We start from the raw sequence: 23755 nt of genomic DNA, 5'->3' as shown, positions 1-23755 counted from the left end.
TGGCGGCAATGGTTCCTGATCTCGTCATCGGCATTGATTCCTCGACCTCGGCAACCAAGGCGATCGCCTGGGACCGCAATGGTCTGGCCGTGGCCGAAGGTCGTGCACCGCTTGCAATGTCCAATCCGCGTTCGGGCTATTTCGAGCAGGATCCGGCCGAATGGTGGGCCTCGACGGTCACGGCGCTTCGTGCTGTCGCGGCAACAGTTTCGCCGGCACGCATTGCCGCCCTTGCGATTGCCAACCAACGCGAGAGCTTCGGCCTTTTCGACGAGCAGGGCCAGGCGGTCGGGCCTGCAACGCTCTGGCTCGATGAGCGCGCCCGGGGGAAAGCACGGCGCTTCGGCGAGAGTTTCGGCGCGGCACGCGTCCACGCAATATCCGGCAAGCCGCTGGACGTCATTCCTTGCCTTTACCGCATGATCTGGTTTCGCGAGGAAGAGCCCGAGATTTTTGCCCGCGTGGAGCGGATGGCCGAAGTCCATGGCTATCTGGTCTTTCGCTTGAGCGGCCGGTGGGTGACATCCACCGCATCCGCCGACCCGATGGGCATACTCGATATGCGAGCCATGGACTGGTCGAACGAAATACTGAACGCGGCAGGCGTCCCCCGGCGCATGATGCCGGACCTGGCGCGGCCCGGCACCGTTCTGGGTCAACTGACTTCGGAAGCGGCCATTTCGACGGGCCTGCGCGAGGGCACGCCGATCGTCGCAGGCGGCGGCGATGGTCAATGCGCCGGCACGGGCGCTGGTGTGTTGCAGCCGCGATGCGCCTACATCAACCTCGGCACGGCGGTCGTCTCCGGCAGCTTCGGCACGGCCTACGTCCACGACCAGGCCTTCCGCACCGAGACGGCGGTCGCCGATGACGGCTATATCTACGAGACGTGCCTTCGCGCCGGCACTTTTCTTGTCGACTGGATGGCGCGCGAAATGCTTGGCGTCGATCTGCATGGCGCAAATGATGCCCTGGAGGCGCTCGAGGCCGAAGCCGCTGCCAGCCCGATCGGCGCAGGCGGCATAATGCTCCTGCCCTACTGGCAGGGTGTCATGGACCCACACTGGGATAGTGCGGCCCGTGGTGTGATTGCCGGGCTTTCGGGCTCGAGCCGCCGCGGCGACATCTATCGCGCCGTGCTGGAAGGCATAGCGCTGCATCAGGCCGCGACAAGTCAGCGGGCCGCTGCGGCTGCCGCCCAGACTATCGACCAGTTCATAGCGATCGGCGGAGGAGCGAAGTCCGACCTGTGGATGCAGATTCTGGCGGATGCGCTCGATCGTCCCGTAAAACGTTCGACGACGGTGGAAGCCTCCTCGCTTGGCGCGGCGATGGCGGCGGCAAAGGGCGTGGGCTGGTTTTCCGCCATCGCCGAAGCGTCGCTGGCAATGGCCAGCGAGCCGGCCAGAGCCTTCGAACCGGACACGAAACGGGCCGCGCTCTACGCCGAGCTTCGTGCGATCCATGCCGATCTTTGGCCTACGCTTTCAGCCTGGAACCAGCGCCTCGCGGCCTTCATGCAGGCCGATCATGGCTAAAGCGACCAACTGGAACGCGTTGATCGAGGACGTCGTCGCAGGACGCTGGACAGATCCCAAGACAGGCGCAGCTGCGGTCCTGCCGTTCCAGACAATCGAATTGCTGGAGACGACGGCGGGCCGCGAGGCGGATCTCGTTGCGCCGCTGAAGCTAGGCGGCCGCATCGCCGTGGTCTCCGATGTCAACACCGTCGATGTAATGGGCGGGCGCGTCGCGAGGGCGCTGCGTGCCATCGCCGGCATCGACGAAATCGTGTTGCCTGACGGCCTCGACTGCGATGAGGCAACGATCCAGATGGTCAGGCAGAGGACGCGTCATGCCGACGGTGTCGTGGCCGTCGGATCCGGTGTCCTCAATGACAGTTGCAAGCATGCAACCTTCCTCGATGAGCGGCCCTATGCCGTCTTCGGTACGGCCGCCTCAATGAATGGCTACGGCGCCTCGACAGCATCGGTGACCTTGGCCTCCGGGCTCAAGATCTCGCTGCCCTCGCATGCTCCGCGGGGCATATTCCTGGACCTTGGCGTGTCGGCCGCAGCACCCGCCTGGCTCAGCGCCGCCGGCCTTGGCGATAGCCTCTGCCGCTCCACGGCCCAGATCGACTGGTGGACTTCACATCGGCTGTTCGACACCTACTATTCCGAGGTGCCTTACCTGCTGCAGGCGGGCGACGAGGGGCCGATGCTGGCCCACGCGCCTGGCCTTGCCAGGCATGACATCACCGCCGTCGGGCATCTCCAGCGCGTCTTGACGCTGTGCTCGATGGGTGTGTGCTTTGCCGGCGTTTCCCATCCCGGGTCGATGGGAGAGCACCAGATTTCCCATTGGGTCGACATGTTCGCGCAAGACCATCATCCCGGCACCACGCACGGCCAGCAGGTCGGGGTTGCCTCGCTGGTCATGGCGCGTCTGCAAGCGCGGCTGCTCGACATGGATGAACCGCCGCAGGCAAAGCCGACCGTCATCGACGAGGCGGCGATGCTGGCCCGCTATGGGGCGCAGCTCGGACCACTTTGCATTGCCGAGATGAGGAAGACGGCACTCGACGCCAGCCAGACGGAAAGCTTCAACCGCAGGCTTGCGGAAATCTGGCCGGCCCTGCGCCAGGAGGTTCGGCCGATGGCTATGCCGGTCGCCCGCATGGAGGCGGCGCTCAAGGCTGCCGGGGGGCCGGTCACCGGCGCGGACCTGGGCCTGCCACGCGCGCTTTGGCACGATGCCATCCGCTATTCGCGGGAAATCCGCGGCCGATGGTCCTTTGTCAATCTGGCCGCCGATGCGGGGTTGCTAGAAGAGTTTCTGGAGAACGAATGGTGAGACCGCATCCGATCGCCAATGGCTAGCACGGCGAAAGTGGAATCCACAGGCAAGGGCAATCGAAGGGTAGTAATTAATGGCGTCTGTCACCATCAGTAACATAAAGAAGGACTATGGCGCCCTCTCGATTATCGATGGACTCGATCTCTCGATCGAGGATGGCCAGTTCGTCGTTCTGTTGGGGCCGTCAGGCTGCGGCAAGTCCACGCTGTTGCGCATGATAGCCGGTCTCGAGCCGATCACGTCCGGTGAGATCGCCATAGGCGACAGGGTCGTCAACACGCTCCATCCCAAAGACCGCAACATCGCGATGGTCTTCCAGAATTACGCGCTTTATGCGCACATGACCGTCTTCGACAACATGGCCTTTTCCATGCAGTTGAAGAAGCGCCCAACCGAAGAAATCAAACAGAAGGTCGGGTGGGCGGCCTCGATCCTCAACCTGACACCCTATCTGGAACGGTATCCGCGCCAGCTTTCGGGCGGCCAGCGGCAGCGCGTTGCCATGGGCCGCGCCATCGTGCGGGACCCAACTGTGTTCCTGTTCGACGAGCCGCTGTCCAATCTCGACGCCAAGCTGCGCGTGCAGATGCGCACCGAAATCAAGGAGCTCCATCAGCGGCTGAAGACCACCACTGTCTATGTCACGCATGACCAGATCGAGGCAATGACCATGGCCGATGTCATCGTCATCATGCGCGACGGCCATATCGAGCAGATCGGGCGCCCGCTCGATGTCTACGATCGCCCGTCAAACCTGTTTGTCGCCTCTTTCATCGGCTCGCCCGCAATGAACATGTTCCATGGCGAGGTGGCTTCCGAGCGCGATGCCTGGGTGGTGCGGACCGACGAGCTATCCCTCCCGCTCCCGCCAGGAGCTGCGGTCCGGCCCGGCCAAAAGGTGATCTACGGCATTCGCCCCGAACATCTTCGACCAGTGGCAGACGGGCGCGGCATCCCGGCAAGGATTACGGTTGTCGAGCCGACCGGCCCCGAAATCCACATCTTTGCCAGCATGGGCAACACCCCGATCTGCTCGGTGCTACATGACCGCATGGAGCCCTCTCCTGGAGCTGTGATCCATCTGGAGCCGACGCCTGAGCGAATCCACCTGTTCGACGAAGATAGCGGCGAGCGGCTGGACAAGGGAAAAAGCTGAATGGCGCGGATCATCATCCTCGGCGCCGGCGTCATGGGCTCTGCCATGACGCTTCCGGCCGCTCATGCCGGTAACCACATCACTCTTGTCGGCACCCATCTCGACGAGGAGATCGTCGGCTCTGTGGCCGATACAGGTCGTCACCCTCGCCTCAACATCACTCTGCCTGACGCGGTGACCGCCTGTTCCTGGACCGAATTCGGGGCGGCGATGAACGATGGACCCGATCTGCTTGTACTCGGCGTCTCGTCGGCCGGCATTCCCTGGGCGATCGAGCGCATTGCAGAAAGCATCAAGTCGCCCGTGCCGATCCTGATGATTACGAAAGGACTTGCGGCAAGCGACGAAGGCATCGAAATCCTGCCACATCTGCTTGCCCGCGAGATCGAGCAACGCACTGGCTTGTCTGTCCCGGTGATGGCCGTCGGCGGACCGTGCATTGCCGGCGAACTGGCCGCACAGCGCGACACCTCTGTGATCGTGGCCGGGCATGATCCCGACCAGGTGGCCGCGGCGTCCCGCATTCTGCGCGCGCCCTTCTATCATGCGCGATCGTCATCCGATCTCGTCGGCGTCGAGATCTGCGCTGCTTTCAAGAATTTCTACACGCTCGCCGTTGGGGCTCCGGTTGGGCTGCTCGAGCGCGACGGCAAGGCGCCCAACGGCGCGCTCATGCACAATCTTGCCTCGTCGTTATTCTCGCAGTCCCTCGCCGAGATGGCGATTCTGGTCGAAGCTCTGGGTGGAAAAATCGAAACGGTGCTGGGGCTGGCCGGCTCCGGCGATCTTTATGTGACCTGCCAGGCGGGCCGTAATGGTCGCATGGGGCGCCTGCTCGGCCGCGGCCTGCCCTATTCCGTGGCGAAGCGCGAACATATGAGTTCGGACACGGTCGAGGGCGCGCAACTGGCGCTGGACCTTGGTCCGACTTTGAAGAATATGATGGCCGGGGGTGTACTTCCGCACGATCGCCTGCCGCTGACGAGAGCCATCATCGACGCAATTTGCCATGATGCTCCGCTGGTTTTGTCCTTCGACCGCTATCATCGAGGCTAGCGGAGCCGGGAAACTCGATTGATGCCTCATATCGATGAGCGCAAGGCTCCACCGAGCCCGCTCTGGACCCGCTGCCGCGGAGTGGACAGGATGATCTGATGGAGAAACCCGCACGAAAGAAGCGCGACGGCCGCCAAGCCGTAACGAGTTCCGTCACGGCCGATCGCGAGGAAGGGCTGCTCGTGCGCGCCGCCTGGCTTGCTTATGTCGGTGACCTGACGCAAGCGCAAATCGCCAAGTCTCTTGGCCTGACACGCCTTCGCGTCAACCGGATGCTGGCGCATGCCCGCCAGCGGGGGATCGTCCAGATTCGCATCAATTCCAAGGTGGCGAACTGCATCGAGCTGGAGCACCGGCTGCGGGACGCCTATGGTGTCTCCGACCCAATCGTGGTTCCGACACCGCCCGATCCTGCCCTGGTGCCACAGGTCATTGCAGCCGCTGCCGGTGAAGCCCTGTCGCATAGAATCCGTGATGGGATATCGGTGGGCGTGGGATGGGGACGGACGCTCCAGCTTAGTCTGCGCTCAGTGACCGTACGCCCGGTCAGAGGGATGTCGGTCGTTTCCCTGCTTGGCGGGCTCACGCGTGGATCGGCGATCAACATCTACGAGATCGCTTCGCGGCTCGCGGCGCTTTTCGATGCGGAATGCTTCTACATCGCGGCACCGGTGTTCACGGACACCGAAGCCACGCGCGACCTGCTTATGCGCCAGTCTATTCTGGAAGACGCCTTCACTCATGCCCGCGACGTTGACGCCGCTTTCGTTTCGGTGGGCGCGGTGCACAAGGACGCCACCATCTTTCGGATCGGACTGGTAGGAGACGATGATCTCAGATCGCTCCGCGAAGCCGGAGCGGTCGGCGATATTTGCGGCCACTGGATCGGCGCCGACGGACATCTCGTCGATCACCCGCTAAACAGTCGCGTCATCGGCCTCGCCCCCGAACATCTGCGCGACGTCGACACTGTGATCCTGCCCTCCGGCGGCCTCGACAAGGTTCCGGTGCTGCGCGCGGTGTTGCGTCTGGGAGTCGTCGATGTGCTGATCACCGACGAGAAAACCGCTGAGGCAATCCTTGCGGAAAAGCCGTAGCGCAGACTGACCTCTACCAGCAGAGTTGGCTCGCGAGTGATCGCTTCTCCACGTCACAGAACCTCGTGGATTTCCTCGATCGAAGTCTCGCCGATCCGCTTGTCGAGAACGATCTCTCCGCGCGCCATGGCCACGACCCGGTCACAGCATTCGAAAACATGATGCATGTTGTGGCTGATGAAGACGCTGGTGATGTTCTGGGCCTTGAGGGCGCGAACGAAGCCGATCACCTTTCGCGTCTCCTTCACCGAGAGATGATTGGTCGGCTCGTCGAGGATCATGACTTTCGACTTGAAGTGCATGGCCCTGGCGATCGCCACGCCTTGGCGCTGGCCGCCCGACAGTTCGCCGACAAGCGCGTCGGGCGACCTCAGATGCAGATCGACGTCGGCGATCGCCTTGACGCTTTCGTCACGCATGCGCTTCTGGTCCAGGATGCCGATGCCGAAAACCGAGCCCTTCACCGGCTCGCGTCCGATGAAAACGTTGCGGGCAATGGTCATGGTCGGGACCATGGAATTGTACTGGTAGATCGTCTCTATGCCGCGATCCATGGCGTCGCGCGGGTTCGAGAATCGGACCGGTTCACCGTCGATCCTGATCTCGCCGCCATCGGGCTTTTGGGTGCCTGACAGGATATTGATCAGCGTCGATTTGCCGGCGCCGTTGTCGCCGACGAGGCCCAGTGCCTCATCGGGGTAGATGTCCAGCGTGACGTTCTTCAAGGCATGGACGCCGGAATACCATTTCTGGAGTCCCTTGATCGCGATGATGGGTGCCGCCATGATCAGGTCTCCACCTTCATTGCCCTGCCCCGCTTTCGAAGCCAGGCATTCATGACGACCGCGAAGATAGTCAGGAAGCCGATTGCCATCTTGAACCAGTTGGCGTCCACCTGGCTCAGTACCAGTCCGTTGTCGATAACGCGGATCAGGGCAGCCCCGATGATGCCGCCGAAGATGGTGCCGATGCCGCCAGCCAGCGAGGCGCCACCGATGACGGCAGCCGACACGGCCTGCAACTCCAGCCCCTCGCCGATCGAGGGCAGCGGCGCGCCGAGGCGCATCACCTGAATGGTGCCGGCAAAGCCGGCGAGCACCGAACAGATCATGAAGCAGACGACCTTCACCCGGGCCGTCGGGATGCCCATCGATTGCGCGGCGGGCAGAAAGCCGCCGGTGGCGCGCACCCAGTTGCCGAAATTCGTGCGCGACAGCAGCACCGTCACCAGGATTGCCACGGCGACAAACCAGAAGAACGACATGCGAAAGAGGTCGCCCGGCCCGACATAGATCGTAAACAGCCATTTGGGCAGAGCGTTGGCTGGGATGACAGGAGGGAAGCCACCGGAGATTACCACCGTCAGCGAACGCGCGATGAACAGCATGCCAAGCGTGGTGATGAAGCTTGGTATCGCGAAACGAATCGTTATGAACCCGTTGAAGAAGCCGATCAGGGCGGCGATCGCGAGGCCGGCGGCAAAGGCCGGCGCGAACGGCACGCCGGCCGCCAGCATCACCGCCATGGTCATCGGCGTCAGCGCAAAGACCGAGCCCACTGAAAGATCAAACTCGCCGCATATCATCAGCAGGGTCACGCCGATCGCGACCAGCCCCATTTCGGGCAGCAGCCCAAGCATTCCGCGCACGTTCTGTGTGTTCAGAAATACGCCGTTCGAGCGGATCTGAAAGACGAGGAGGAGAAGGAGCAGGAACACGACCGCCGCAAGCTCCGGCTTCTCCAGGTAAATCTTCATCAAGCGCCTCATCATTCGCTCCGGCTTGAGATTGGTTGCGCTGGCTTGCCGCGTCGGCAAGGGGATGGCGGCAGTCTGTCTTCTGCCGTCCCCTTGACGGGGAGATGCCGTGGCAGGATGAGGGGCGGAGCTAAAACGCCCAAAGGCCACGCGGCCTGCCCCTCACCCTTGCCTCTCCGCGTAAAGAACGAGGAGAGGACGCCGGTTCGCGCCTACCGCACGCCTTTTGCGGCCAGTTCCTTGAGCTTCGGCACGTCTTCCTTGACGATGATGCCCTTGCCAGTGTCGATGTCTGCCGGCAGCAGACCGACGTTCTTGGCGAGATAGGCTTCCATCACCGGCATGAAGCCCTGCATGTAGGGCTGCTGGTCGACCTGGACCTGAATATAACCCGCTTCCATCTGTTGCAGGACTTCCGAGACGATGTCGAAGCCGCCCATCAGCACCTTGCCCGGCTCGATGCCGCGATCGATCAGGACCTGGGCGACGTAGGCGTGCCAAAGGCCAGTGTCGAAATACACTGTGGTGTCCGGGTGGGCAGACAGATAGGCGCCAACACGATCGGCGACGACGGCGCCATCTGTGCCGGTGTCGAGCCGTTCAATGACCACTTCGCGTCCGGCATTCGCGGCCTTGTATTCCTCAAGGAATTTCATGACGCCGGCAGCGCGCTGTTCCGACCAGTTCTGACCGGGCGCGGAGACGCCGACGAGCGCCCTGATCTTGCCTTCCTTGGGGAAGAACTCGGACATCTTCTTGCCGAGTTCGTAGCCGGCGGGAATGAAGCCCTGGCCGATGAAAGCCTGGCGGGCATTGCCGGCTGCACCCTCGGTGTCGTCGACGTTGGACGCGATGACGGTGACGCCGGCAGCGCGGGCGTCGGCGATGATCTGGTCGAAGGCATTGTTGTCGACGATCGAGGTGATCAGCGCGTCCGGTTTTGCCGCGAGTGCCGCCTGCATGTTGGCCGATTGTTGCTCGATCGAGCCTTCGGTCTGGGTAAAGACCATCTGGCAATTGGCCTGGATCTTGGCGCAGGCGTCGTCAAACCCCTTCTTCACCGCCTGCCAGAACGGGTTCGACGCCGACGAATGATGCGTGAAGACGATGTTCATCGGCTCCTGCGCGCGTGAGCCGATTGCCGAGCCTCCAGCCAGTACTGCTCCCAAGGCTGCCGAGATAAGTAGCTTCTTCATGGTTCTCCTCCTCCGTAGAAAGCTGCTTCAGGTTCATTTTCAGAGAGTCGATGCCTCAGTCACCCGTCGAAGCGCCGTGAAGGCGCGATCGATCTCCGGGTTCAGTTCCATGCCGAGGCCCGGTCCGGGAGGCACGGTGATCATGCCGTTCTTCACCTCCGGCAAAGCGGTCACAAGGTCGCGGTACCAGGTCTTGTAAAAGGCCCTGACACTCTCCTGGACAAGTGCGTTCGGCGCATTCAGCGACAGGTGGGTCGATGCGCCGAGCACCACTGGACCGGTGCAGTCGTGTGGCGCGACCGGGAGGTGCCATGCCTCAGCCATGGCAGCGATCTTGCGCGCTTCCGAGAGCCCGCCGCACCAGCTGATATCGAGCATGATGACACCGGCCGCTCCGGTTTCGAGAAGGTCGCGGAAGGCCCACCGGGAACCGAGCGTCTCCGAAGCCGATATCGGCGCCAGCGAAGCCTCGGCATAGCGTTTCAGGCTGGACAGGCTGTCCATCCTGATCGGATCTTCGTGCCAGAAGGTCTTGTAGGGGGCAAGCTCGCGAGCGATCTGCATGGCCGGCAGCAGCTGCCACATTGAATGGAATTCAACCATGATGTCCATCTTGTCGCCGACCGCATTGCGGATTTTCTCGAATGGCGCCAACGCGGAATTCAAGTCGGGCTGCGATATGTACAGGCCGCGTGTTTTCTCGGCCGCCATGTCGAAGGGCCAGATCTTCATGGCCGTGATGCCTTCCTCCAACAACGAATGCGACAGTTCGTCGGCGCGGTGAAGGAAGCCGTTCAGATCATCATAGGCGTCGCCGGGCTTATCGAGCCCATAATTGGCCGTCGTCTGGCCGATGGCCTTCTTGATGTATTCGGTTCCGGCACAGGTGTTGTAGGTCCTGATCTCGTGCCGGGTGAAGCCGCCGAGGAGCTGTGCGATCGGTTGACCCGTGGCCTTTCCGAACAGATCCCAAAGCGCGATATCGAAAGCGGAGTTGCCCCTGACTTCCGCGCCCGTCGATCGGAAACCGAGATAGCCGACGAGGTCGGCGGCAAGCAGGTCGATCTGCAACGGGTCGCGCCCGATCACGCATGGCGCGACGTATTCGTGCAGATAGGTCTCGACGGTTTCGGCCATGAAGAAGGTCTCGCCCAGCCCGACGAGGCCTTCGTCCGTGTGAACCAGAACCCAGAGAAGGTTCGGCCGCTCCTTGAGCCGTAGCGTTTCCAGTTTCGTGATCTTCATTGCGTCCCCGCTCCTCAGGCGATGCCGGCCGCCAGCAGGGCCTTGACGCTCTCGTCAAAATGCCTCGCCATCAGGTCACGAGCAGACTGGGGATCACCGGTCTCGATTGCTTCGGCGAGATCGATATGGATCTGGATCATCTCCAACTGCTCGGCATCCGAAGGGCGGGTCCGCCAGCCGATCGGCCAGGTCTGGCGCGATACGCGCTCGAACGCGCCGACGATGAGGCTGAAAATCGGATTCTTCGCAGCCTTGGCGATTTCGTGGTGAAAGGCGAGATCGTGTTCCATGACCTGTTCCGGCTGCTGGACATTCTCGCGCATGGCGAGCGCGTGCGTCCTGATCCTTTCCACTTCGTCAGCTGTTCTGCGCAAGGCCGCCAGCATGGCGGTGCGGGTCTCAATCGTGCGGCGCACGTCGTAGATTTGCTGCACCGTGATCTGCTCGGTGTGGACGCCATGCTCGATCACCAGTGACATGGCGCCATAATCCAGCTCGGCGACGGTCGCCCGTCTGCCTGCCCTCAGGTCGATAAGCCGCATGGCGGCGAGCGAGCTGAAGGCCTCGCGAACCACGGTACGCGAGACGCTCAATTGTCTCGAAAGCGCGGCCTCGCTGGGCAGCCGGTCGCCCGGCCCGAGCTCATGCGCGCGGATATGGCGCGTGATCTCGCCGATCGTATTGCTGACCAGGCTCGCTGCGTCGGAATGTTTTGCGGATACGGCCGTGCTCACGCAATCTCCAGCTCAGGAGTGGGCAAACCTGTCTGGCAGGTTGTCCGGATGTGTTGATAGTACCTAGGAAAGCTGTATGTCAATCGAGTCGTCGACGGAGAACCCTAGGCATCATCGCCGGGGACCAGAGGCTTGCATGACCGATGCTTTTGACGCGACCGGCGCCGGTCGGCCGGGGTGCGGGAGCCTGCGTGATCGAACAGCGATCATCGCGCTTGGGTACGGCAGACATTCTCGTCGTGAACACCGACGGGCGGCCGACCATGCCGCCCGAAAATATCTCGGCGGACGATTCACTGATATTTCGATCGACGCATCCCATATGAGCGGAAAGAGTGTCACTTGAGGACTTGCCTATGCTGATTTCGCGTTGGGGACGGTTTGCAGTTTTGTTTGCGGGGTTGTTCCTGGCATTTTCCATGGTCGCTATGGATCACGCCGATGCGCGCCGTGGCGGCAGCTTCGGCAGTCGCGGCATGCGCACTTTCCAGCCGGTCTCGCCGACCAGAGTTGCGCCGCAACCGGCCGCACCGGTCGAGCGCTCGATGACGCCGAATGCCTCAACGAACAATGCGGCCCGTCAGCCGCAGGCATTCCAGCGCCCGGGCTTCTTCAACGGCCTCGGCGGATCGATGATGCGGGGGCTGCTTCTCGGCGGTTTGATCGGCGTTCTTCTGGGCCATGGGTTCGGCGGCTTGGCCGGCATGTTGGGTCTTTTGCTCCAAGTACTGCTGATCGGCGGCGCGATCATGCTGGCGATCCGGTTTTTCCGCTCGCAGGCGGCGCAAAACCCGGCGCCAGCTATGGCCGGTGCCCCGCGGGGTACGGGGACCTTTAGGCGCAACGCAGCAGCCCGGCCTGACCCGAGCAACACCACAGCGTTCCCCATTCCAGGTATTGGGTCAGGATATGGCGGAACGAACCAAGACAATGCTTCCGATGAGATCACACTCACCCAAACCGATCTCGACACGTTCCAACAGCGACTGACGGAAGTTCAGGAGGCATTCGGGCGCGAGGACCATGCTGCATTGCGCCGCCTGGCGACGCCGGAAATGGTGTCCTATCTGTCCGAGGAACTTGCCGACAATGCCAAAAAGGGCGTCAGGAACGACGTATCAGACGTAAGCCTGCTGGAGGCCGATATTGCGGAAAGTTGGCGGGAGAGTGATCGCGACTACGCGACGGCTGCTTTGCGCTATGAGTCTCGCGACGTGACCCGCGATCGCATCAGCGGCAAGATCGTTGAGGGCCAGGCCGATGGGCCGACGCAGACAACCGAACTGTGGACCTTCATGCGCCAGAACGGCGGGGACTGGAAGCTCGCCGCGATCCAGCAGCCTAGCTGATGTGCTTGCCAGCGCGATCAGAGTGGTCAGTTTTGGGAGCCGTTTGACACCTCGTCTTTCAGCTCCGCCTCGAAGTCGGGAACGCCAAATCGATCGGCTATGGGGCTTGCGAGGGTCTGGCAATTGTCATGCAGATGCATTACACTGACTATCACCGAAGGAGACTGCCATGGCCTCGAACGCACTGGTCCAGACCCGAATTGACGCCGAAGTGAAGGAACGCGCCACGGCGGTTTTGGAAAACATGGGACTGACGGTATCGGATGCCGTCCGTATCCTCTTAACCCGCACAGCGAACGAGGGCACGTTGCCGCTCGAGCTTGTCAGCAACAGCAACGCCCATGATGCCTGGTTCCGCGCGAAAGTTCTGCAGGCCCTTGATGACACCCGGCCGGACGTCGATGACGCTGACGCCGAAGCTCATTTTGCTGGACGGCGAGCCGCAGCGCTTCGCAAAGCCGAGGCGGGCGAGCTTTGAGGCTCGTTTGGGCGCGGTTTGCGCTCTTCGATCGCGAGGACATCTTCACGCATATCGAGGCCGAAAATCCGAGAGCGGCGGTTCAAATCGACCACCACATCGTCCTTACGGCTCGCCGTCTAATAGACTTTCCGGAAAGCGGGCGACCCGGCCGGGTCGCCGGCACGCGCGAACTCGTGGTCCCTCGCACGCCCTATATTGCAGCTTGCGTGGTGACGGCCGGCACGGTCGCATCCTTCGCGTCCTACATGGCGCTCAGATGTGGCCGGACGAGATAGCCACGGAGTAGTCTCTTCCTCTTCCGAACGAGGACGTCGGGCACACTTTCCAGCGCTGCTCTCTCGAGGGTTATGCATGTGACTACGGATCCTCCAGCAGAAATCTGAGGTTTGAATGCCAGCCAGGCCTCGAGCGCTCCTTCAATCGCCGCATACGTAAAATCATTTGCCGCATTCTATGCGGCAAATAGCGCAGCTTAACACCGCACGGTCGCGGCTTCCAATTCCTTCACTATGAGCTCTCCTCCTTGAATGCCTCCTATTTTGACGCTATGTCCCGTCAGGATATGAGGCATTTGCGCTTGGGATTGACAATGGCACTGGCCCAGTACTCCGACGATGGCTTCTTTGCTCCGCGCAAGATTGCCGACGCCTTTCGCACGACGAGCGAGGAAGTCGCCCGGACTGCCGGGCTGGGCAAGGACGCCGTTCAGCGCAAGGAGCGGGTCCGGTCGGACAAGACGCAGCGCCGCCTGCGTGAGATGGTCGAGGTGATCAACAAGGTCGAGCCGCGCTTCGGTTCAACCCTGATCGCCTATGCCTGGTATCGATCGGAGCCGCTACCGGGGTTTTCGGGCCAGACCGCGATGCAACTGGTTCGCAGTGGCCGTGCGGACGAGGTGCTTGATTACATCGATGCGGTTGATGCCGGCGTCCACGCCTGACCGGGTTCGATGCTCTACCGCGGTGCGCTCTATCGTGTCCTCAATCCGAACTATGCGCGAGAACCGCTCTCGGGCCGCGGCGCCGAACTCTATGGAGGACGATTCAATCCGAACGGCGTGGCAGCGCTCTATTCCTCGCTGTCCGTAGTGACGGCGCTGAGGGAAGCCAATCAGGTGGGCAGCCTGCAGCCGACCACCCTCGTCGCCTACGACGCACACATTGAGGACATATTTGACAGCCGGGACGAGGACGCCCTGAAAGCTGAGGGAATGAATCCCGCTGTCCTTTCCGATACGACCTGGCGCGAGCAGATGAACGTTTCTGGAGAGGCGATGACCCAGACCTTTGCCCGGCGCCTGATGGCCAACGGGTTCAATGCGCTGTTGGTCAAAAGCTTCGCGCCCGGCGCGACCGACAACGACTTGAATCTCGTGCTCTGGCGGTGGAGCGACAGAGCCCCCTCGCGCCTCACCTTGATTGACGATGAAAATCGGCTTTCGCGCTGACGCCGGCTTTGTGTCGAGATGCGGCGCCAGGTGACACGATCTGGCCGACACGATCTGGCCGAGATGACGAGAAATATTGCCGGACAGAGGACCAGGCATGCAAAAGGGAAGAACAGCCCCTGCCCTGCTTACCCGGCATTCCAGAGGCTTCAGAACTCTTGCCGGCGAGCGAGAGCGGGTGCCGCAATGCTGCACCTCTGGCGAACCAGCAGCATCCATAATTCTCGGCAAGCCAGAGCAGCTCTTCAGTCAGAGATGCGGTTGCGAAACGCCTGCGCCAGTCGGGCAACCTTGCTCCAGCTGATCAGCGGCCTGATCCGGTCTCATGAATCACTGCGTCAAGATCGATGTCTACACCGGATTGCTCCGAAAGACGCCGATAGAAGGCCGAAGCAGGCTCACGACCGGCCTCTCGGAACTCGTAGTATTCGAGCGCGCGCTCGACCACGTCCACCATGGTGCGGTTTTGACGCCGAGCAAGCCGGCGCGCAAGATCACGAGCCTTGCCGCTGCGGACTGAGAGCTGTGGATCGGCCATATCGGATTCCTTCGCGGCATTACCTAGACCCACTTCGCATACTAGCAAAGATGGGTGGTGTTGGCTTGCTGCCGCATGAGCGATTTACGCCACAGCTGACGAAAGGAGCCGCCCATAATTTCGCGCTCTTATTCGAAGGAATAGGTAAACCCTTGGGCTGACGCGCCAACCGTCACCTTCGTCATCTTTTCACCAGCGAGCGACCGGTTCAGCACGCCGCGGCTCAACTCGGGGAGGAGCGTGTTGGTCAGAATTGCGTCAATCATCCTGCCGCCCGATTCGATTTCCGTGCAGCGGGCCTTGACCAGATCCATGACACCATCGCCGATGACCAATTCAGCATCGTTGGTTGCGCGCAGCCGGCGAGCAATCTTGGCGAACTGGTGACGAGTGATGGCTTCAATCATCGAATCCGAAAGCGGAAAGTAAGGGATGGTCACCACCCGGCCCAGAAAGGCCGCAGGAAAGACCTTCAGCAGCGGGCTGCGCAACGCGGTGTCCAATTCGTCGAGCCCTGCCCGTTCCGCCCCGTTCCTTGTCCGGGCCATGATCACTTCGGAGCCGACATTAGACGTGAGCAGGATCAGCGTGTTCTTGAAATCGATCCGTCGACCTTCACTGTCGTCCATCATCCCTTTGTCAAAGACCTGGAAGAAGATTTCGTGCACGTCCGGATGCGCCTTCTCGACCTCGTCGAGCAGGATCACCGAATAGGGCTTGCGTCGCACCGCCTCGGTGAGAATTCCGCCCTTGCCGTAGCCGACATAGCCGGGCGGCGCGCCCTTCAAGGTGGAGACCGTATGCGCCTCCTGGAATTCGGACATGTTGATCGAGATCAGGTTCTGCTCTCCGCCGTAGAGCGTTTCGGCCAGTGCCAAGGCGGTCTCCGTCTTGCCGACGCCCGAGGGGCCGCAAAGCAGGAATACACCCACCGGCTTTTCCGGAGCGCCGAGACCGGCGCGACTGGTCTGCACGCGCTTGGCGATCATCTCCATGGCGTGATCCTGTCCGACAACGCGCTCGGACAGAGTGGCCGCGAGCCGCAGCGCCTTCTCGGTCTGACTCGACAGCATCCGCCCCGTCGGGATGCCCGTCCAGTCCTGAACCACGGCCGCCACGGCGTTGCGGTCGACCGATGGCAGGATAAGTGGTGTTTCGCCTTGCGCCTCGGCCAGTTCGCTCATCAGTTCGCGCAGCCGAGCGAGATCGGCAGCCGGATCGGGAGGAGAAGTACCGCCTGCCGCCGGAACCTTCGTGCCGGCGTTGGAGCGTTCGGCTTCCGGCAGGTCCACGCTCTCTGTCTCAGTGGCGGCCTCCTGCCCTTCCACGGCATCGAGAGGCACGCCGTCGCCGCGCAGCCTGGCGCGCAGTTCGAGTATCTCGGCCACCAGCGCCTTTTCGCGCTCCCAGCGCTGCTGCGCGGCTGCGAGCGTGCGTTCGGTATCGGCAAGTCCGGCCTCGACCCGTGCCTGCCGCTCGGCCACCTCGATGCCGATTGCAGCCTCGCGGCCAATGATGCCGCGCTCGACCTCCATCGCCTGGCGACGGCGCATAATGTCCTCGACCTCGGCCGGCGTGGCGTGCTGCGATACGGCGACACGCGCGCAGGCGGTGTCGAGAAGGCTGACCGCCTTGTCCGGCAACTGCCGCGCCGGGATGTAGCGATGCGACAGGCCGACCGCCGCGTCGATCGCCTCGTCCAATATCTGCACCTTGTGGTGCTGTTCGAGAACGCCGGCCACCCCGCGCAACATGAGAATGGCCACCGCTTCGGACGGCTCGTCGATCTTTACCACCTGGAAGCGGCGGGTCAAAGCCGGGTCTTTCTCGATGTGCTGTTTGTATTCCGCCCAGGTCGTTGCCGCTATGGTGCGAAGCTCGCCGCGCGCCAACGCCGGTTTGAGCAGATTGGCAGCGTCGCCGGTTCCGGCAGCACCACCGGCGCCTATCAGGGTATGGGCTTCGTCGATAAAGAGGATGACCGGCGCTTCAGAGGATTGAACTTCGTCGATTACGGCCTTCAGCCGCTTTTCGAATTCACCCTTTACGCTAGCGCCCGCCTGCATCAACCCGACATCGAGCATGCGCACGCTCACTCCCTGCAGTGGGGGCGGCACATCGCCTTTGGCGATGCGCAGCGCAAAACCCTCCACGACTGCGGTCTTGCCGACGCCCGCCTCCCCGGTCAGGATCGGATTGTTCTGCCGCCGTCGCATCAATATGTCGACAATCTGCCTGATCTCCGGATCGCGGCCGACGACCGGGTCGATCTTTCCGTCGCGGGCGCGCTGGGTCAGGTCGGTGGCATATTTGGCCAGTGCCGAATCCCCGCCGGGATGCCGCCGTGGGGCCTCTGCCGCGCTGACCGTTGGCGCAGCGCCGGCTTCGAGTGACCCCTCCGTGACATCGGCGAAGCGCGCCACGACGGCGTCGGCGTCGATCTTGTCGAACTCGCCGCTGATCTTCGACAGCAGGCCTTCCAGCACCGGTGTCTTCAGGCAAGCAAGCAGAACATGTGCGCTGCGGACCTCCTCCACCCCGAATTCCAGTGTTGCCAGATTCCAGGCCTCCTGGATGGCGTGGAAGATATGGTCGGAAAACTCTTCGATCGAGGTTGCGCCATAAGGCAGCTTGTCCACCGCGCGCGTCATATCGGCCGTAAGTCGGCTCGCATCCAGTCCCGCATCGGCGATCATAATTTGCACATCCGAGCGGTCGGAGAGCACCAGTTGCTCGATGAAGTGGACGAGTTCGACGTAAGGATTGCCGCGCAGCTTTGCACTGTCGGCCGCTGCCTTGAAGGCGCGCAAGCCTACAGTATTGAGCTTGCCGACCAGTTCCTTGCGCTTGAAACTCTGCGATGACCGGCGCTGTTCCATCGAACGTGCTCCTGCACTCTGCAAGTTGATAACCTGCCACATAAGCAGCCGCTTGACAAAGTGCGTGATGAACAAAGGTTTCGATGCACCGATTATGCGGGCTCCCACCATTGGTGGAAGATCCCGCATCGTGGCCGCAAACAACGAGGGACCCGACATCCCGCCACGACGCATTCCCGATTCAGGGCTCGGCGATCACGCCACCGGATTTCACAATCAAGACAAGGCTGCATTAGCTTTTGTTAATTTTTTCCGCACTCGCTGAATTGTGGAAAAGCGCAACCGTGTGATAACGTAGGGGCAGGTCGGCCTCAGGGCCGGTGACTGGGGGATCGGTGTGATCGACGTCGCACTCTGGCTTGCTCCGCTCGACGGTGAAAATCCGTCCGGAGAGGATTTGCGTAACGATCCGGCGTTTCACGAACTCGAGCGCCTGACGGAGCCCCAGGTCAAGGTTGTCCATGACGGCAACAACAGGCCGGTCTCGCAAAGCACCATTCCAGTCGACTGGCCAGCAGTGCTCACCAAGGCCGAGGAATTGCGCGCGCGTGGTCGCGACCTGCGCCTGATTGTCATTGTCACACGCGCACTGGCCAACGAGCAGGGACTGGCCGGCTTGGCGCAGGGTCTGGCGCTTATTGGGCGGACATTCGACCAGCATTGGGAAACCATGCACCCGGCGCTGCGGCCCAACACGTCGCCTCGCGAGGCCGCGTTGCGCCGCATCAACGCGCTGCTCGACCTTCAAAATGGTCAGGACGGCATGCTGGCCAACCTGCGGCAAATGACTTTCTTTGCGCCACGCTCAATCGGGCCGATCAGCGGACGCGACCTGGAACACGCTGCACTCGACGACCGCGTCATGCTGCAAGAAGCAGCGTCAGGATTGAATGCGGCCGAAAAGGCAGCGCTTGTCAGTGCGCACGGACAACTGTTGAACCGGGTTCGTGCCGGGTGCGCGGCACAGGCGGATCAAGCTAATGAGGAAATGCAGTCGCTCATCGCCGATGCGCGCGCGGCGGTCGCGGCACTCGAAGCCGTCGAGACAGCCCTCAACGCTCGCCTTGAAGGCAGCGGCGGGACCACCATTCCGGAATTAAAACGGTTCCTGCAGCGTTTGCTGACAACCCTCGAGCGCAACTCGGCTGCCGGCGCGATGGCGAATGGCTCGGCAAAGCCGCCCCCTTCGCCTGCAGAACCGGCAATGCCTGCTCGAAACGGTCATGGAGCCGATACTATGGCAAGTGTGGCTAGCTACGCGGACTCGAGCGCTGGACTCCCCGACCGGATCACTTCCCGCGACGACGTGGTGAAATGCCTGGACCTCGTCGTCGCCTTCTATGACCGCACCGAACCGTCGAGCCCGATTCCCCACCTCGCCCGCCGTGTGCGCCGGATGGTGCATATGGATTTTGTTGAACTGATGGAAGACCTCGCCCCGTCGGGACTGAAGGAGTTCCGGCTTCTTGCCGGCGTTCCCGATGTCAAGAAGACGGCTCAGAAGGATGAAAGGTAGCAAGCAATGCCAGCCGAAAGCAAAGCCAAGGTCATCGAACGAAATCGCGCGCCGCGGGTGCAGATCGCCTACGACGTGGAAACCTATGGCAGTCCAACGACAATCGAGCTGCCGTTTGTCATGGCTGTCATGGCCGATCTTTCGGGGGCTTCGCAGACGAAGGAAGCGGCGAAGTCAGTGCTGGACCGCTCCTTTGTCGAGACCGATGCGAACCGGTTTCCGCGTTTCATGGAGGCACTTGGACCACGCGTGAAAGCCCGCGTGAAGAATACGCTGCCTCAGGCCGAAGGCGCCGAGCGGGACGAGGAGCTGGCGCTCGACCTTACCTTTACCAAGATGGGCGATTTCGCGCCGGACAAGATTGCCGAGCAGGTGCCCCAATTGGCCGAAATCCTCAAGATGCGCCGCCAGCTCGAGGAACTTCTCGGCTTCATGGACGGGCGCGTCGACGCCGAAAAGCGCATCGCGCAACTGCTGAACAATGAACCGCTGCTTGGCAAGATCGCCAGCCAGGCGCTGGCGGACGACAAGGCAGGGGAATGACCATGGCCGAACAGCAAAAAACCGCCGCCGTCGCCGAGGCGGAAACCATCGATCTTGGAGAATTCAGCGGGCTACTCGAGAAGGATTTCAAGGTCAAGAAGGACGACAGCGAAAAGCTGCAGCAATTGGTGCGCAATCTCGCACTTGCAGCGCAATCGCGTTCCGACACCACGACCATCTCGTCGAATGCGATCAAGTCGATCAAGTCGCTGATTGCCGGAATCGACAAGATGCTTTCCGAACAGGTCAACGAGATCCTGCACGCGCCGGAAGTGCGCGAAATGGAGGGCACATGGCGTGGCCTGTGGTATCTCGTCAACAATACCGAGACGGATCAGAAGCTGAAGATCCGGGTGATGAACATCTCCAAGGAGCAGCTGGCCGACACGCTTGAGGATTATGAGGGCCAGATGTGGGATCAGAGCCCTATCTTCAAGAAAGTCTACACGGACGAATATTCGATGCTTGGCGGCGAGCCGATCGGCTGTGTGATCGGTGCCTACGAATTCTCCAACCACCCGCGCGACGTCGGTCTGCTGCGCAACATCTCCGGCATCTGCGCCTCAGCGCACACGCCCTTTATCGCAGCTGCCTCGCCTCGCCTGTTCCGCATGGATAGCTGGCAGGAATTGCCGAACCCGCAGGACCTGCAGCAGATCGTCTCCAACCCCGCCTATGCCTCCTGGCAGTCGCTGCGCGAGAGCGAGGATGCACGCTACATCGGCCTGACCATGCCTCGCGTTCTGGCGCGGCTGCCGTATGGCACCGATACGGTTCCGGTGAAGGGCTTCACCTTCGAGGAGGAGGTGCATGGCGACCACAACAAATATGTCTGGATGAACGCCGCCTTCCCGATGGGCGTGAACATAAACCGCAGCCACAAGCTCTATGGCTGGGGTACGCAGATCCGCGGCGTCGAAAATGGCGGCACGGTCCTCAACCTGCCAGTGCACAGCTTCCCGACCGATGATGGCTCGATAGCGATGAAATGTCCGACGGAGGTCGCCATCGACGATCGGCGCGAGGCGGAGCTGGCCAAGCTCGGCCTGATGCCCATCCTGCACCGAAAGAACACCGATCTCGCCGCCTTTATTGGCGCCCATTCGCTCCAGGACGACGAGACAAGGGCGGGACGGCTGGTTGACCCCGATGCGCAGGCCAACGAGCGGCTGAGCGCCAACCTGCCCTACCTTTTCCCGGTCTCGCGCTTTGCCCACTACCTCAAGGCGATCGCGCGCGACAAGGTCGGTTCGTTCAAGGAGCGCTCCGACATGCAGATCTGGCTGACCGAATGGATCAACCGGTATGTGCTGGCCAACCCGGCCTTTGCCGACGACAAGGCGCGCGCCAAGCGCCCGCTCGCCGCCGCCGAGGTTCAGGTGGACAGCGTGGAGGGACGCCCCGGCTACTACAATGCCCGCTTCTATCTGCGCCCGCATTATCAGCTGGAAGGTATCAATGCCTCGCTCCGGCTGGTTTCGGAACTTCCGTCCGTAAAGACTTGATTTGTAGCAACAACATCTTGGTTTTTGAAAGCGGTGGAGAAAGACAATGCCCACAAATACGAAGATTGATGGCTTTCTAAAGGTTCCGGATATCAAGGGTCCAAGCACCCGTGATGGCCATGAGGACGAAATCGAAATCCATGGCGTCGATTACAAGATGATCGCACCCTATGATCCAAATTCGCTCTCGCGCCGCGGTCGTGTGTCCTTGGGTATGATCAAGTTCACCAAGCATTATGACAAGTCCTCGCCCTACCTGAAAAAGGCGCTGTTCGAAAACAAGGCCCTGGACGAAGTCGTGTTTTCGGCACGGCGGACCATTGATGGCGAGACCAAGGATTACCTAGTCGTCACACTCACCGACGCCTCGATCATGGAATACGACATGTCGCAGGCCGAGGATGAGGAGGACCTGATCGAGGAAGAGGTCAGCTTTGCCTACAAGAAAATAAAGTTCGTCTACGACGACAACGACGAAATCGAAATGGATGTCTATGTCGGCAAGTGAGGCCCGGCGGCCCGGCGCGGACAAGTCGCTGGGTAGCGGCAGCTCGCGAGCAAAGCGCGAAGCGGTCCAGCCCTCTCTGTGGGACCGCTTGGTAAACGATCTGCCGGGTATGACCTCCGAGATAGACGGTTTGCGCCAGGCACTGCAGGACGAGCTTGGCGCGGAGCGGCTGGACAATCTGGTTGCGGCCAGTGCGCGGCTCATCGATGCCGACGCGGAGTTGACGGCCGACCAGAAGCGGCGTCTGCACCGCCTGGCCTTTCAGAGCCAGCACCGCGCTGAAATCGAAAGCCGCGGCGTAGTGGTGTCGGCTCGTGTGCTCAAGGAAGCCGTGCGGCGCGACGTCGAGGCTTTGTTCAACACCGAGCGCTTCGAGGCCGTTCCGCTTCTTACCGACCTTGAAAGCGAACAGGCCGCGGACAACCCGCCGTCGCTGGCCGATTTTCCGGAGGTGCGTCGCAGCGTCGTCAATTACGGAGTGCCTTCCTTCTCGGGCCGTTCTTCCCGCGACTTTGATCGCGAGGCCCTTGCGCGCGAGATCCGCTCGGTGCTTGCCACCTTCGAGCCGCGTCTCAAGGACAGTGCAACAAAGGTTACGGTAACCCTTGGCGACAAAACCGTGGGCCTGAAGATCGAGATAGATGCGGTGTTGATCATGACGCCGACGCCCGAACGCATGCGCCTGCGCACCACGATCAATCTCGATAACGGCTTGGCTCGGACCGAATTTAGGGAAACCTGAGATGGACCGGGTCTTCGTAGAATATTACGAGGAGGAACTGACCCATATCCGCGCGCTCGCGGCAGAATTTGCCGACATGCATCCGGCGGTGGCGCGCAACCTTTCACTCGATACGGTCCCCTGTCCGGACCCTTACGTCGAGCGGCTGCTTGACGGCGTTGCTTTCTTGGCCGCGCGGACCCGGCTCAAGGTCGATGCGGAACGCTCGCGTTTCTCGCGCGCCGTCCTTGATGTTCTCTATCCCGATCTTGTCACGCCGGCGCCGGCAACGGCCATGGTGGTGTTCAAACCCGGCCAGCAGGTCCAGACAATGATTGGGGGCCATGTCGTCAAGCGCAAAACGCGTCTGGTTTCCAGCCTCCTGCCAGGCCTGTCGACGCGTTGCACGTTCACCACCGCCCAGGACATCACGCTGTGGCCGATTGCCATCACCTCGGTCGGCTATTTTCAGGATCGCAGCGCCTTGGCTGCCGCCGGCATCGCTCGGATCGGCGGTGTGAATGGCGAGGCGGCGCTTCGCATCACACTGGCTCGTACCGGAAAAGGCAAGCTCGACGAACTGTCGCTGGACCGGCTTGATCTCTACTTTTCCGCGCGCACCAAGGCACCACTGCTTTTCGACGCGATTTTCGGCGCCTGCTCGGCCCTTGGTGCACGGCCGGAAGGCAAAGCCAACCCGATCTCGCCGTTGCCGGTACCTGAAATGGTCGGCATCAACGATGACGAGGCGCTGATGCCTCGTACACGTCCGACCTTCGAAGGGTACCGTCTTCTGCGCGAATATTTCATGATGCCGGAGCGTTTTCATTACGCTCGGGTTTCGGGATTGCAGCCCATCGTGCGCACGTGCACAGCCGAACTCGAGATCATCTTCATCTTCAGGCGTCCGGTGCCTGAACTTGCTGATGTGACGGCGGCCGATTTTGAACTTTTCGCAACGCCGATCATCAATCTGTTCGAACGTGAGTGCAACGTCATCGAGCTCGATCCGCGCAAGACGCGGCAGGTGCTGCATGCCGACCGCACGCGAGCGCGGGACTTCGAAATCTATCGGGTTGGGGGGGGGGGCGCCGGCCGCCGCCCCGGGGGGGGCGCCCGACAGCGAGGCGGGCGGAACCGAGGGGAAAAACCCCCCGCGCGGTGTGGGT

General features: G+C 61.8%; 23 protein-coding genes and 1 pseudogene. 17 read left to right on the top strand and 7 right to left on the bottom strand.

All coding sequences use genetic code 11. The features are described from left to right. Positions 1-8: 8 nt before the first annotated feature. The 5 genes from NKG60_RS29540 (at position 9) to NKG60_RS29520 (ending at position 6168) form a co-directional block, all read left to right on the top strand. The gene (locus NKG60_RS29540) at positions 9-1538 is read left to right on the top strand and encodes a xylulokinase (RefSeq protein WP_352665750.1); all 1530 of its coding nucleotides are present in this window, start codon (positions 9-11) and stop codon (positions 1536-1538) included. After that, on the top strand, positions 1531-2856 hold the full coding sequence (locus NKG60_RS29535) for an iron-containing alcohol dehydrogenase (RefSeq protein ID WP_352665751.1): 1326 nt from the start codon (positions 1531-1533) through the stop codon (positions 2854-2856). Before NKG60_RS29540 ends, NKG60_RS29535 begins: the two co-directional genes overlap by 8 nt. A 76-nt stretch (positions 2857-2932) precedes the next feature. Further along, positions 2933-4015 carry an ABC transporter ATP-binding protein gene (locus NKG60_RS29530; protein ID WP_352866985.1) on the top strand — a complete coding sequence of 361 codons (1083 nt, stop codon included), beginning with the start codon at positions 2933-2935 and terminating at the stop codon, positions 4013-4015. Further along, entirely contained in the window at positions 4016-5071 is a 1056-nt protein-coding gene (locus NKG60_RS29525) for a hypothetical protein (protein WP_352665753.1), read from the top strand. It abuts the gene before it with no gap. A 98-nt stretch (positions 5072-5169) separates the two neighbouring features. Next, the gene (locus NKG60_RS29520) at positions 5170-6168 is read left to right on the top strand and encodes a sugar-binding transcriptional regulator (RefSeq protein ID WP_352665754.1); all 999 of its coding nucleotides are present in this window, start codon (positions 5170-5172) and stop codon (positions 6166-6168) included. 53 nt (positions 6169-6221) lie between these two features. On the opposite strand, the gene NKG60_RS29515 is transcribed toward NKG60_RS29520, so the two are convergent. The 5 genes from NKG60_RS29515 to NKG60_RS29495 all read right to left on the bottom strand — a co-directional run bounded on the left by NKG60_RS29515 (position 6222) and on the right by NKG60_RS29495 (position 11099). Further along, entirely contained in the window at positions 6222-6953 is a 732-nt protein-coding gene (locus tag NKG60_RS29515; protein WP_023678772.1) for an ATP-binding cassette domain-containing protein, read from the bottom strand. A gap of 2 nt (positions 6954-6955) precedes the next feature. Continuing rightward, entirely contained in the window at positions 6956-7936 is a 981-nt protein-coding gene (locus NKG60_RS29510; RefSeq protein WP_352665755.1) for an ABC transporter permease, read from the bottom strand. 200 nt (positions 7937-8136) lie between these two features. Continuing rightward, positions 8137-9120: a sugar ABC transporter substrate-binding protein gene (locus NKG60_RS29505; protein ID WP_352492409.1), complete on the bottom strand. Its 984-nt coding sequence runs from the start codon at positions 9118-9120 to the stop codon at positions 8137-8139. 39 nt (positions 9121-9159) lie between these two features. After that, complete coding sequence (locus tag NKG60_RS29500; RefSeq protein ID WP_352665756.1) at positions 9160-10365, bottom strand: mandelate racemase/muconate lactonizing enzyme family protein; 1206 nt, start codon at positions 10363-10365, stop codon at positions 9160-9162. A 14-nt stretch (positions 10366-10379) separates the two neighbouring features. Next, positions 10380-11099, bottom strand: coding sequence for a FadR/GntR family transcriptional regulator (locus NKG60_RS29495; RefSeq protein ID WP_352665757.1), 720 nt, complete (start codon positions 11097-11099; stop codon positions 10380-10382). Positions 11100-11458: 359 nt separating this feature from the next. On the opposite strand from NKG60_RS29495, the gene NKG60_RS29490 reads away from it, so the two are divergent. The 5 genes and pseudogenes from NKG60_RS29490 (at position 11459) to NKG60_RS29470 (ending at position 14376) form a co-directional block, all read left to right on the top strand. Further along, complete coding sequence (locus NKG60_RS29490; RefSeq protein WP_352976342.1) at positions 11459-12448, top strand: Tim44 domain-containing protein; 990 nt, start codon at positions 11459-11461, stop codon at positions 12446-12448. Between the two features lie 169 nt (positions 12449-12617). Continuing rightward, on the top strand, positions 12618-12926 hold the full coding sequence (locus NKG60_RS29485) for a type II toxin-antitoxin system RelB/DinJ family antitoxin (protein WP_352665759.1): 309 nt from the start codon (positions 12618-12620) through the stop codon (positions 12924-12926). Beyond that, positions 12923-13215 (top strand): annotated as a pseudogene (locus NKG60_RS29480) (type II toxin-antitoxin system RelE/ParE family toxin). The gene NKG60_RS29485 and the pseudogene NKG60_RS29480 overlap by 4 nt, the downstream one beginning before the upstream one ends. Before the next feature lie 303 nt (positions 13216-13518). Continuing rightward, on the top strand, positions 13519-13869 hold the full coding sequence (locus tag NKG60_RS29475; RefSeq protein ID WP_352665761.1) for an MbcA/ParS/Xre antitoxin family protein: 351 nt from the start codon (positions 13519-13521) through the stop codon (positions 13867-13869). A 9-nt stretch (positions 13870-13878) separates the two neighbouring features. Next, the gene (locus NKG60_RS29470; RefSeq protein WP_352976327.1) at positions 13879-14376 is read left to right on the top strand and encodes an RES family NAD+ phosphorylase; all 498 of its coding nucleotides are present in this window, start codon (positions 13879-13881) and stop codon (positions 14374-14376) included. A gap of 304 nt (positions 14377-14680) precedes the next feature. Here the strand turns inward: NKG60_RS29470 and NKG60_RS29465 are convergent, their stop codons facing one another. Together NKG60_RS29465 and tssH are read right to left on the bottom strand one after the other, a co-directional pair. Further along, positions 14681-14914 (bottom strand): type II toxin-antitoxin system VapB family antitoxin, encoded by a 234-nt coding sequence (locus NKG60_RS29465; RefSeq protein WP_352665763.1) that lies wholly within the window; start codon positions 14912-14914, stop codon positions 14681-14683. 128 nt (positions 14915-15042) lie between these two features. Next, positions 15043-17793: a type VI secretion system ATPase TssH gene (tssH, locus tag NKG60_RS29460; protein WP_352976325.1), complete on the bottom strand. Its 2751-nt coding sequence runs from the start codon at positions 17791-17793 to the stop codon at positions 15043-15045. A gap of 67 nt (positions 17794-17860) precedes the next feature. Between tssH and NKG60_RS29455 the strand changes: the two genes are divergently transcribed. The 7 genes from NKG60_RS29455 to tssF form a co-directional block, all read left to right on the top strand. Continuing rightward, complete coding sequence (locus tag NKG60_RS29455) at positions 17861-18058, top strand: hypothetical protein (protein ID WP_352665765.1); 198 nt, start codon at positions 17861-17863, stop codon at positions 18056-18058. A gap of 72 nt (positions 18059-18130) precedes the next feature. Further along, entirely contained in the window at positions 18131-19309 is a 1179-nt protein-coding gene (gene tssA, locus NKG60_RS29450) for a type VI secretion system protein TssA (protein ID WP_352665766.1), read from the top strand. A gap of 6 nt (positions 19310-19315) precedes the next feature. Then, positions 19316-19852: a type VI secretion system contractile sheath small subunit gene (gene tssB / locus NKG60_RS29445; RefSeq protein ID WP_352665767.1), complete on the top strand. Its 537-nt coding sequence runs from the start codon at positions 19316-19318 to the stop codon at positions 19850-19852. Positions 19853-19854: 2 nt separating this feature from the next. Then, positions 19855-21357 (top strand): type VI secretion system contractile sheath large subunit, encoded by a 1503-nt coding sequence (tssC, locus tag NKG60_RS29440; protein WP_352665768.1) that lies wholly within the window; start codon positions 19855-19857, stop codon positions 21355-21357. Between the two features lie 46 nt (positions 21358-21403). Beyond that, positions 21404-21865, top strand: coding sequence for an Hcp family type VI secretion system effector (locus NKG60_RS29435; protein ID WP_023678576.1), 462 nt, complete (start codon positions 21404-21406; stop codon positions 21863-21865). Continuing rightward, a complete protein-coding gene (tssE, locus tag NKG60_RS29430) occupies positions 21852-22607 on the top strand; it encodes a type VI secretion system baseplate subunit TssE (protein WP_352665769.1) in 756 nt (251 codons plus the stop codon). Before NKG60_RS29435 ends, tssE begins: the two co-directional genes overlap by 14 nt. Position 22608: 1 nt before the next feature. Further along, the coding region (gene tssF, locus NKG60_RS29425; protein WP_352976321.1) for a type VI secretion system baseplate subunit TssF at positions 22609-23755 on the top strand (1147 nt) is incomplete at its 3' end.

This window comes from Mesorhizobium sp. M1428 (assembly GCF_040317515.1).
GTDB lineage: Bacteria > Pseudomonadota > Alphaproteobacteria > Rhizobiales > Rhizobiaceae > Mesorhizobium.
This window is presented reverse-complemented; position numbering and strand designations above follow the sequence as displayed.

Bases quoted from the DNA above. Each gene is read 5' to 3' on its own strand.
- NKG60_RS29500 (WP_352665756.1), bottom strand. From the start codon at position 10,365: ATGAAGATCACGAAACTGGAAACGCTACGGCTCAAGGAGCGGCCGAAC.
- tssE (WP_352665769.1), top strand. From the start codon at position 21,852: ATGTCGGCAAGTGAGGCCCGGCGGCCCGGCGCGGACAAGTCGCTGGGT.
- NKG60_RS29540 (WP_352665750.1), top strand. From the start codon at position 9: ATGGTTCCTGATCTCGTCATCGGCATTGATTCCTCGACCTCGGCAACC.
- tssH (WP_352976325.1), bottom strand. From the start codon at position 17,793: ATGGAACAGCGCCGGTCATCGCAGAGTTTCAAGCGCAAGGAACTGGTC.
- NKG60_RS29455 (WP_352665765.1), top strand. From the start codon at position 17,861: ATGAACAAAGGTTTCGATGCACCGATTATGCGGGCTCCCACCATTGGT.
- NKG60_RS29515 (WP_023678772.1), bottom strand. From the start codon at position 6,953: ATGGCGGCACCCATCATCGCGATCAAGGGACTCCAGAAATGGTATTCC.
- NKG60_RS29505 (WP_352492409.1), bottom strand. From the start codon at position 9,120: ATGAAGAAGCTACTTATCTCGGCAGCCTTGGGAGCAGTACTGGCTGGA.
- NKG60_RS29530 (WP_352866985.1), top strand. From the start codon at position 2,933: ATGGCGTCTGTCACCATCAGTAACATAAAGAAGGACTATGGCGCCCTC.
- tssB (WP_352665767.1), top strand. From the start codon at position 19,316: ATGCCAGCCGAAAGCAAAGCCAAGGTCATCGAACGAAATCGCGCGCCG.
- NKG60_RS29520 (WP_352665754.1), top strand. From the start codon at position 5,170: ATGGAGAAACCCGCACGAAAGAAGCGCGACGGCCGCCAAGCCGTAACG.
- NKG60_RS29470 (WP_352976327.1), top strand. From the start codon at position 13,879: ATGCTCTACCGCGGTGCGCTCTATCGTGTCCTCAATCCGAACTATGCG.
- NKG60_RS29535 (WP_352665751.1), top strand. From the start codon at position 1,531: ATGGCTAAAGCGACCAACTGGAACGCGTTGATCGAGGACGTCGTCGCA.
- NKG60_RS29435 (WP_023678576.1), top strand. From the start codon at position 21,404: ATGCCCACAAATACGAAGATTGATGGCTTTCTAAAGGTTCCGGATATC.
- NKG60_RS29485 (WP_352665759.1), top strand. From the start codon at position 12,618: ATGGCCTCGAACGCACTGGTCCAGACCCGAATTGACGCCGAAGTGAAG.
- NKG60_RS29475 (WP_352665761.1), top strand. From the start codon at position 13,519: ATGGCACTGGCCCAGTACTCCGACGATGGCTTCTTTGCTCCGCGCAAG.
- tssC (WP_352665768.1), top strand. From the start codon at position 19,855: ATGGCCGAACAGCAAAAAACCGCCGCCGTCGCCGAGGCGGAAACCATC.
- NKG60_RS29465 (WP_352665763.1), bottom strand. From the start codon at position 14,914: ATGGCCGATCCACAGCTCTCAGTCCGCAGCGGCAAGGCTCGTGATCTT.
- NKG60_RS29525 (WP_352665753.1), top strand. From the start codon at position 4,016: ATGGCGCGGATCATCATCCTCGGCGCCGGCGTCATGGGCTCTGCCATG.
- NKG60_RS29510 (WP_352665755.1), bottom strand. From the start codon at position 7,936: ATGAGGCGCTTGATGAAGATTTACCTGGAGAAGCCGGAGCTTGCGGCG.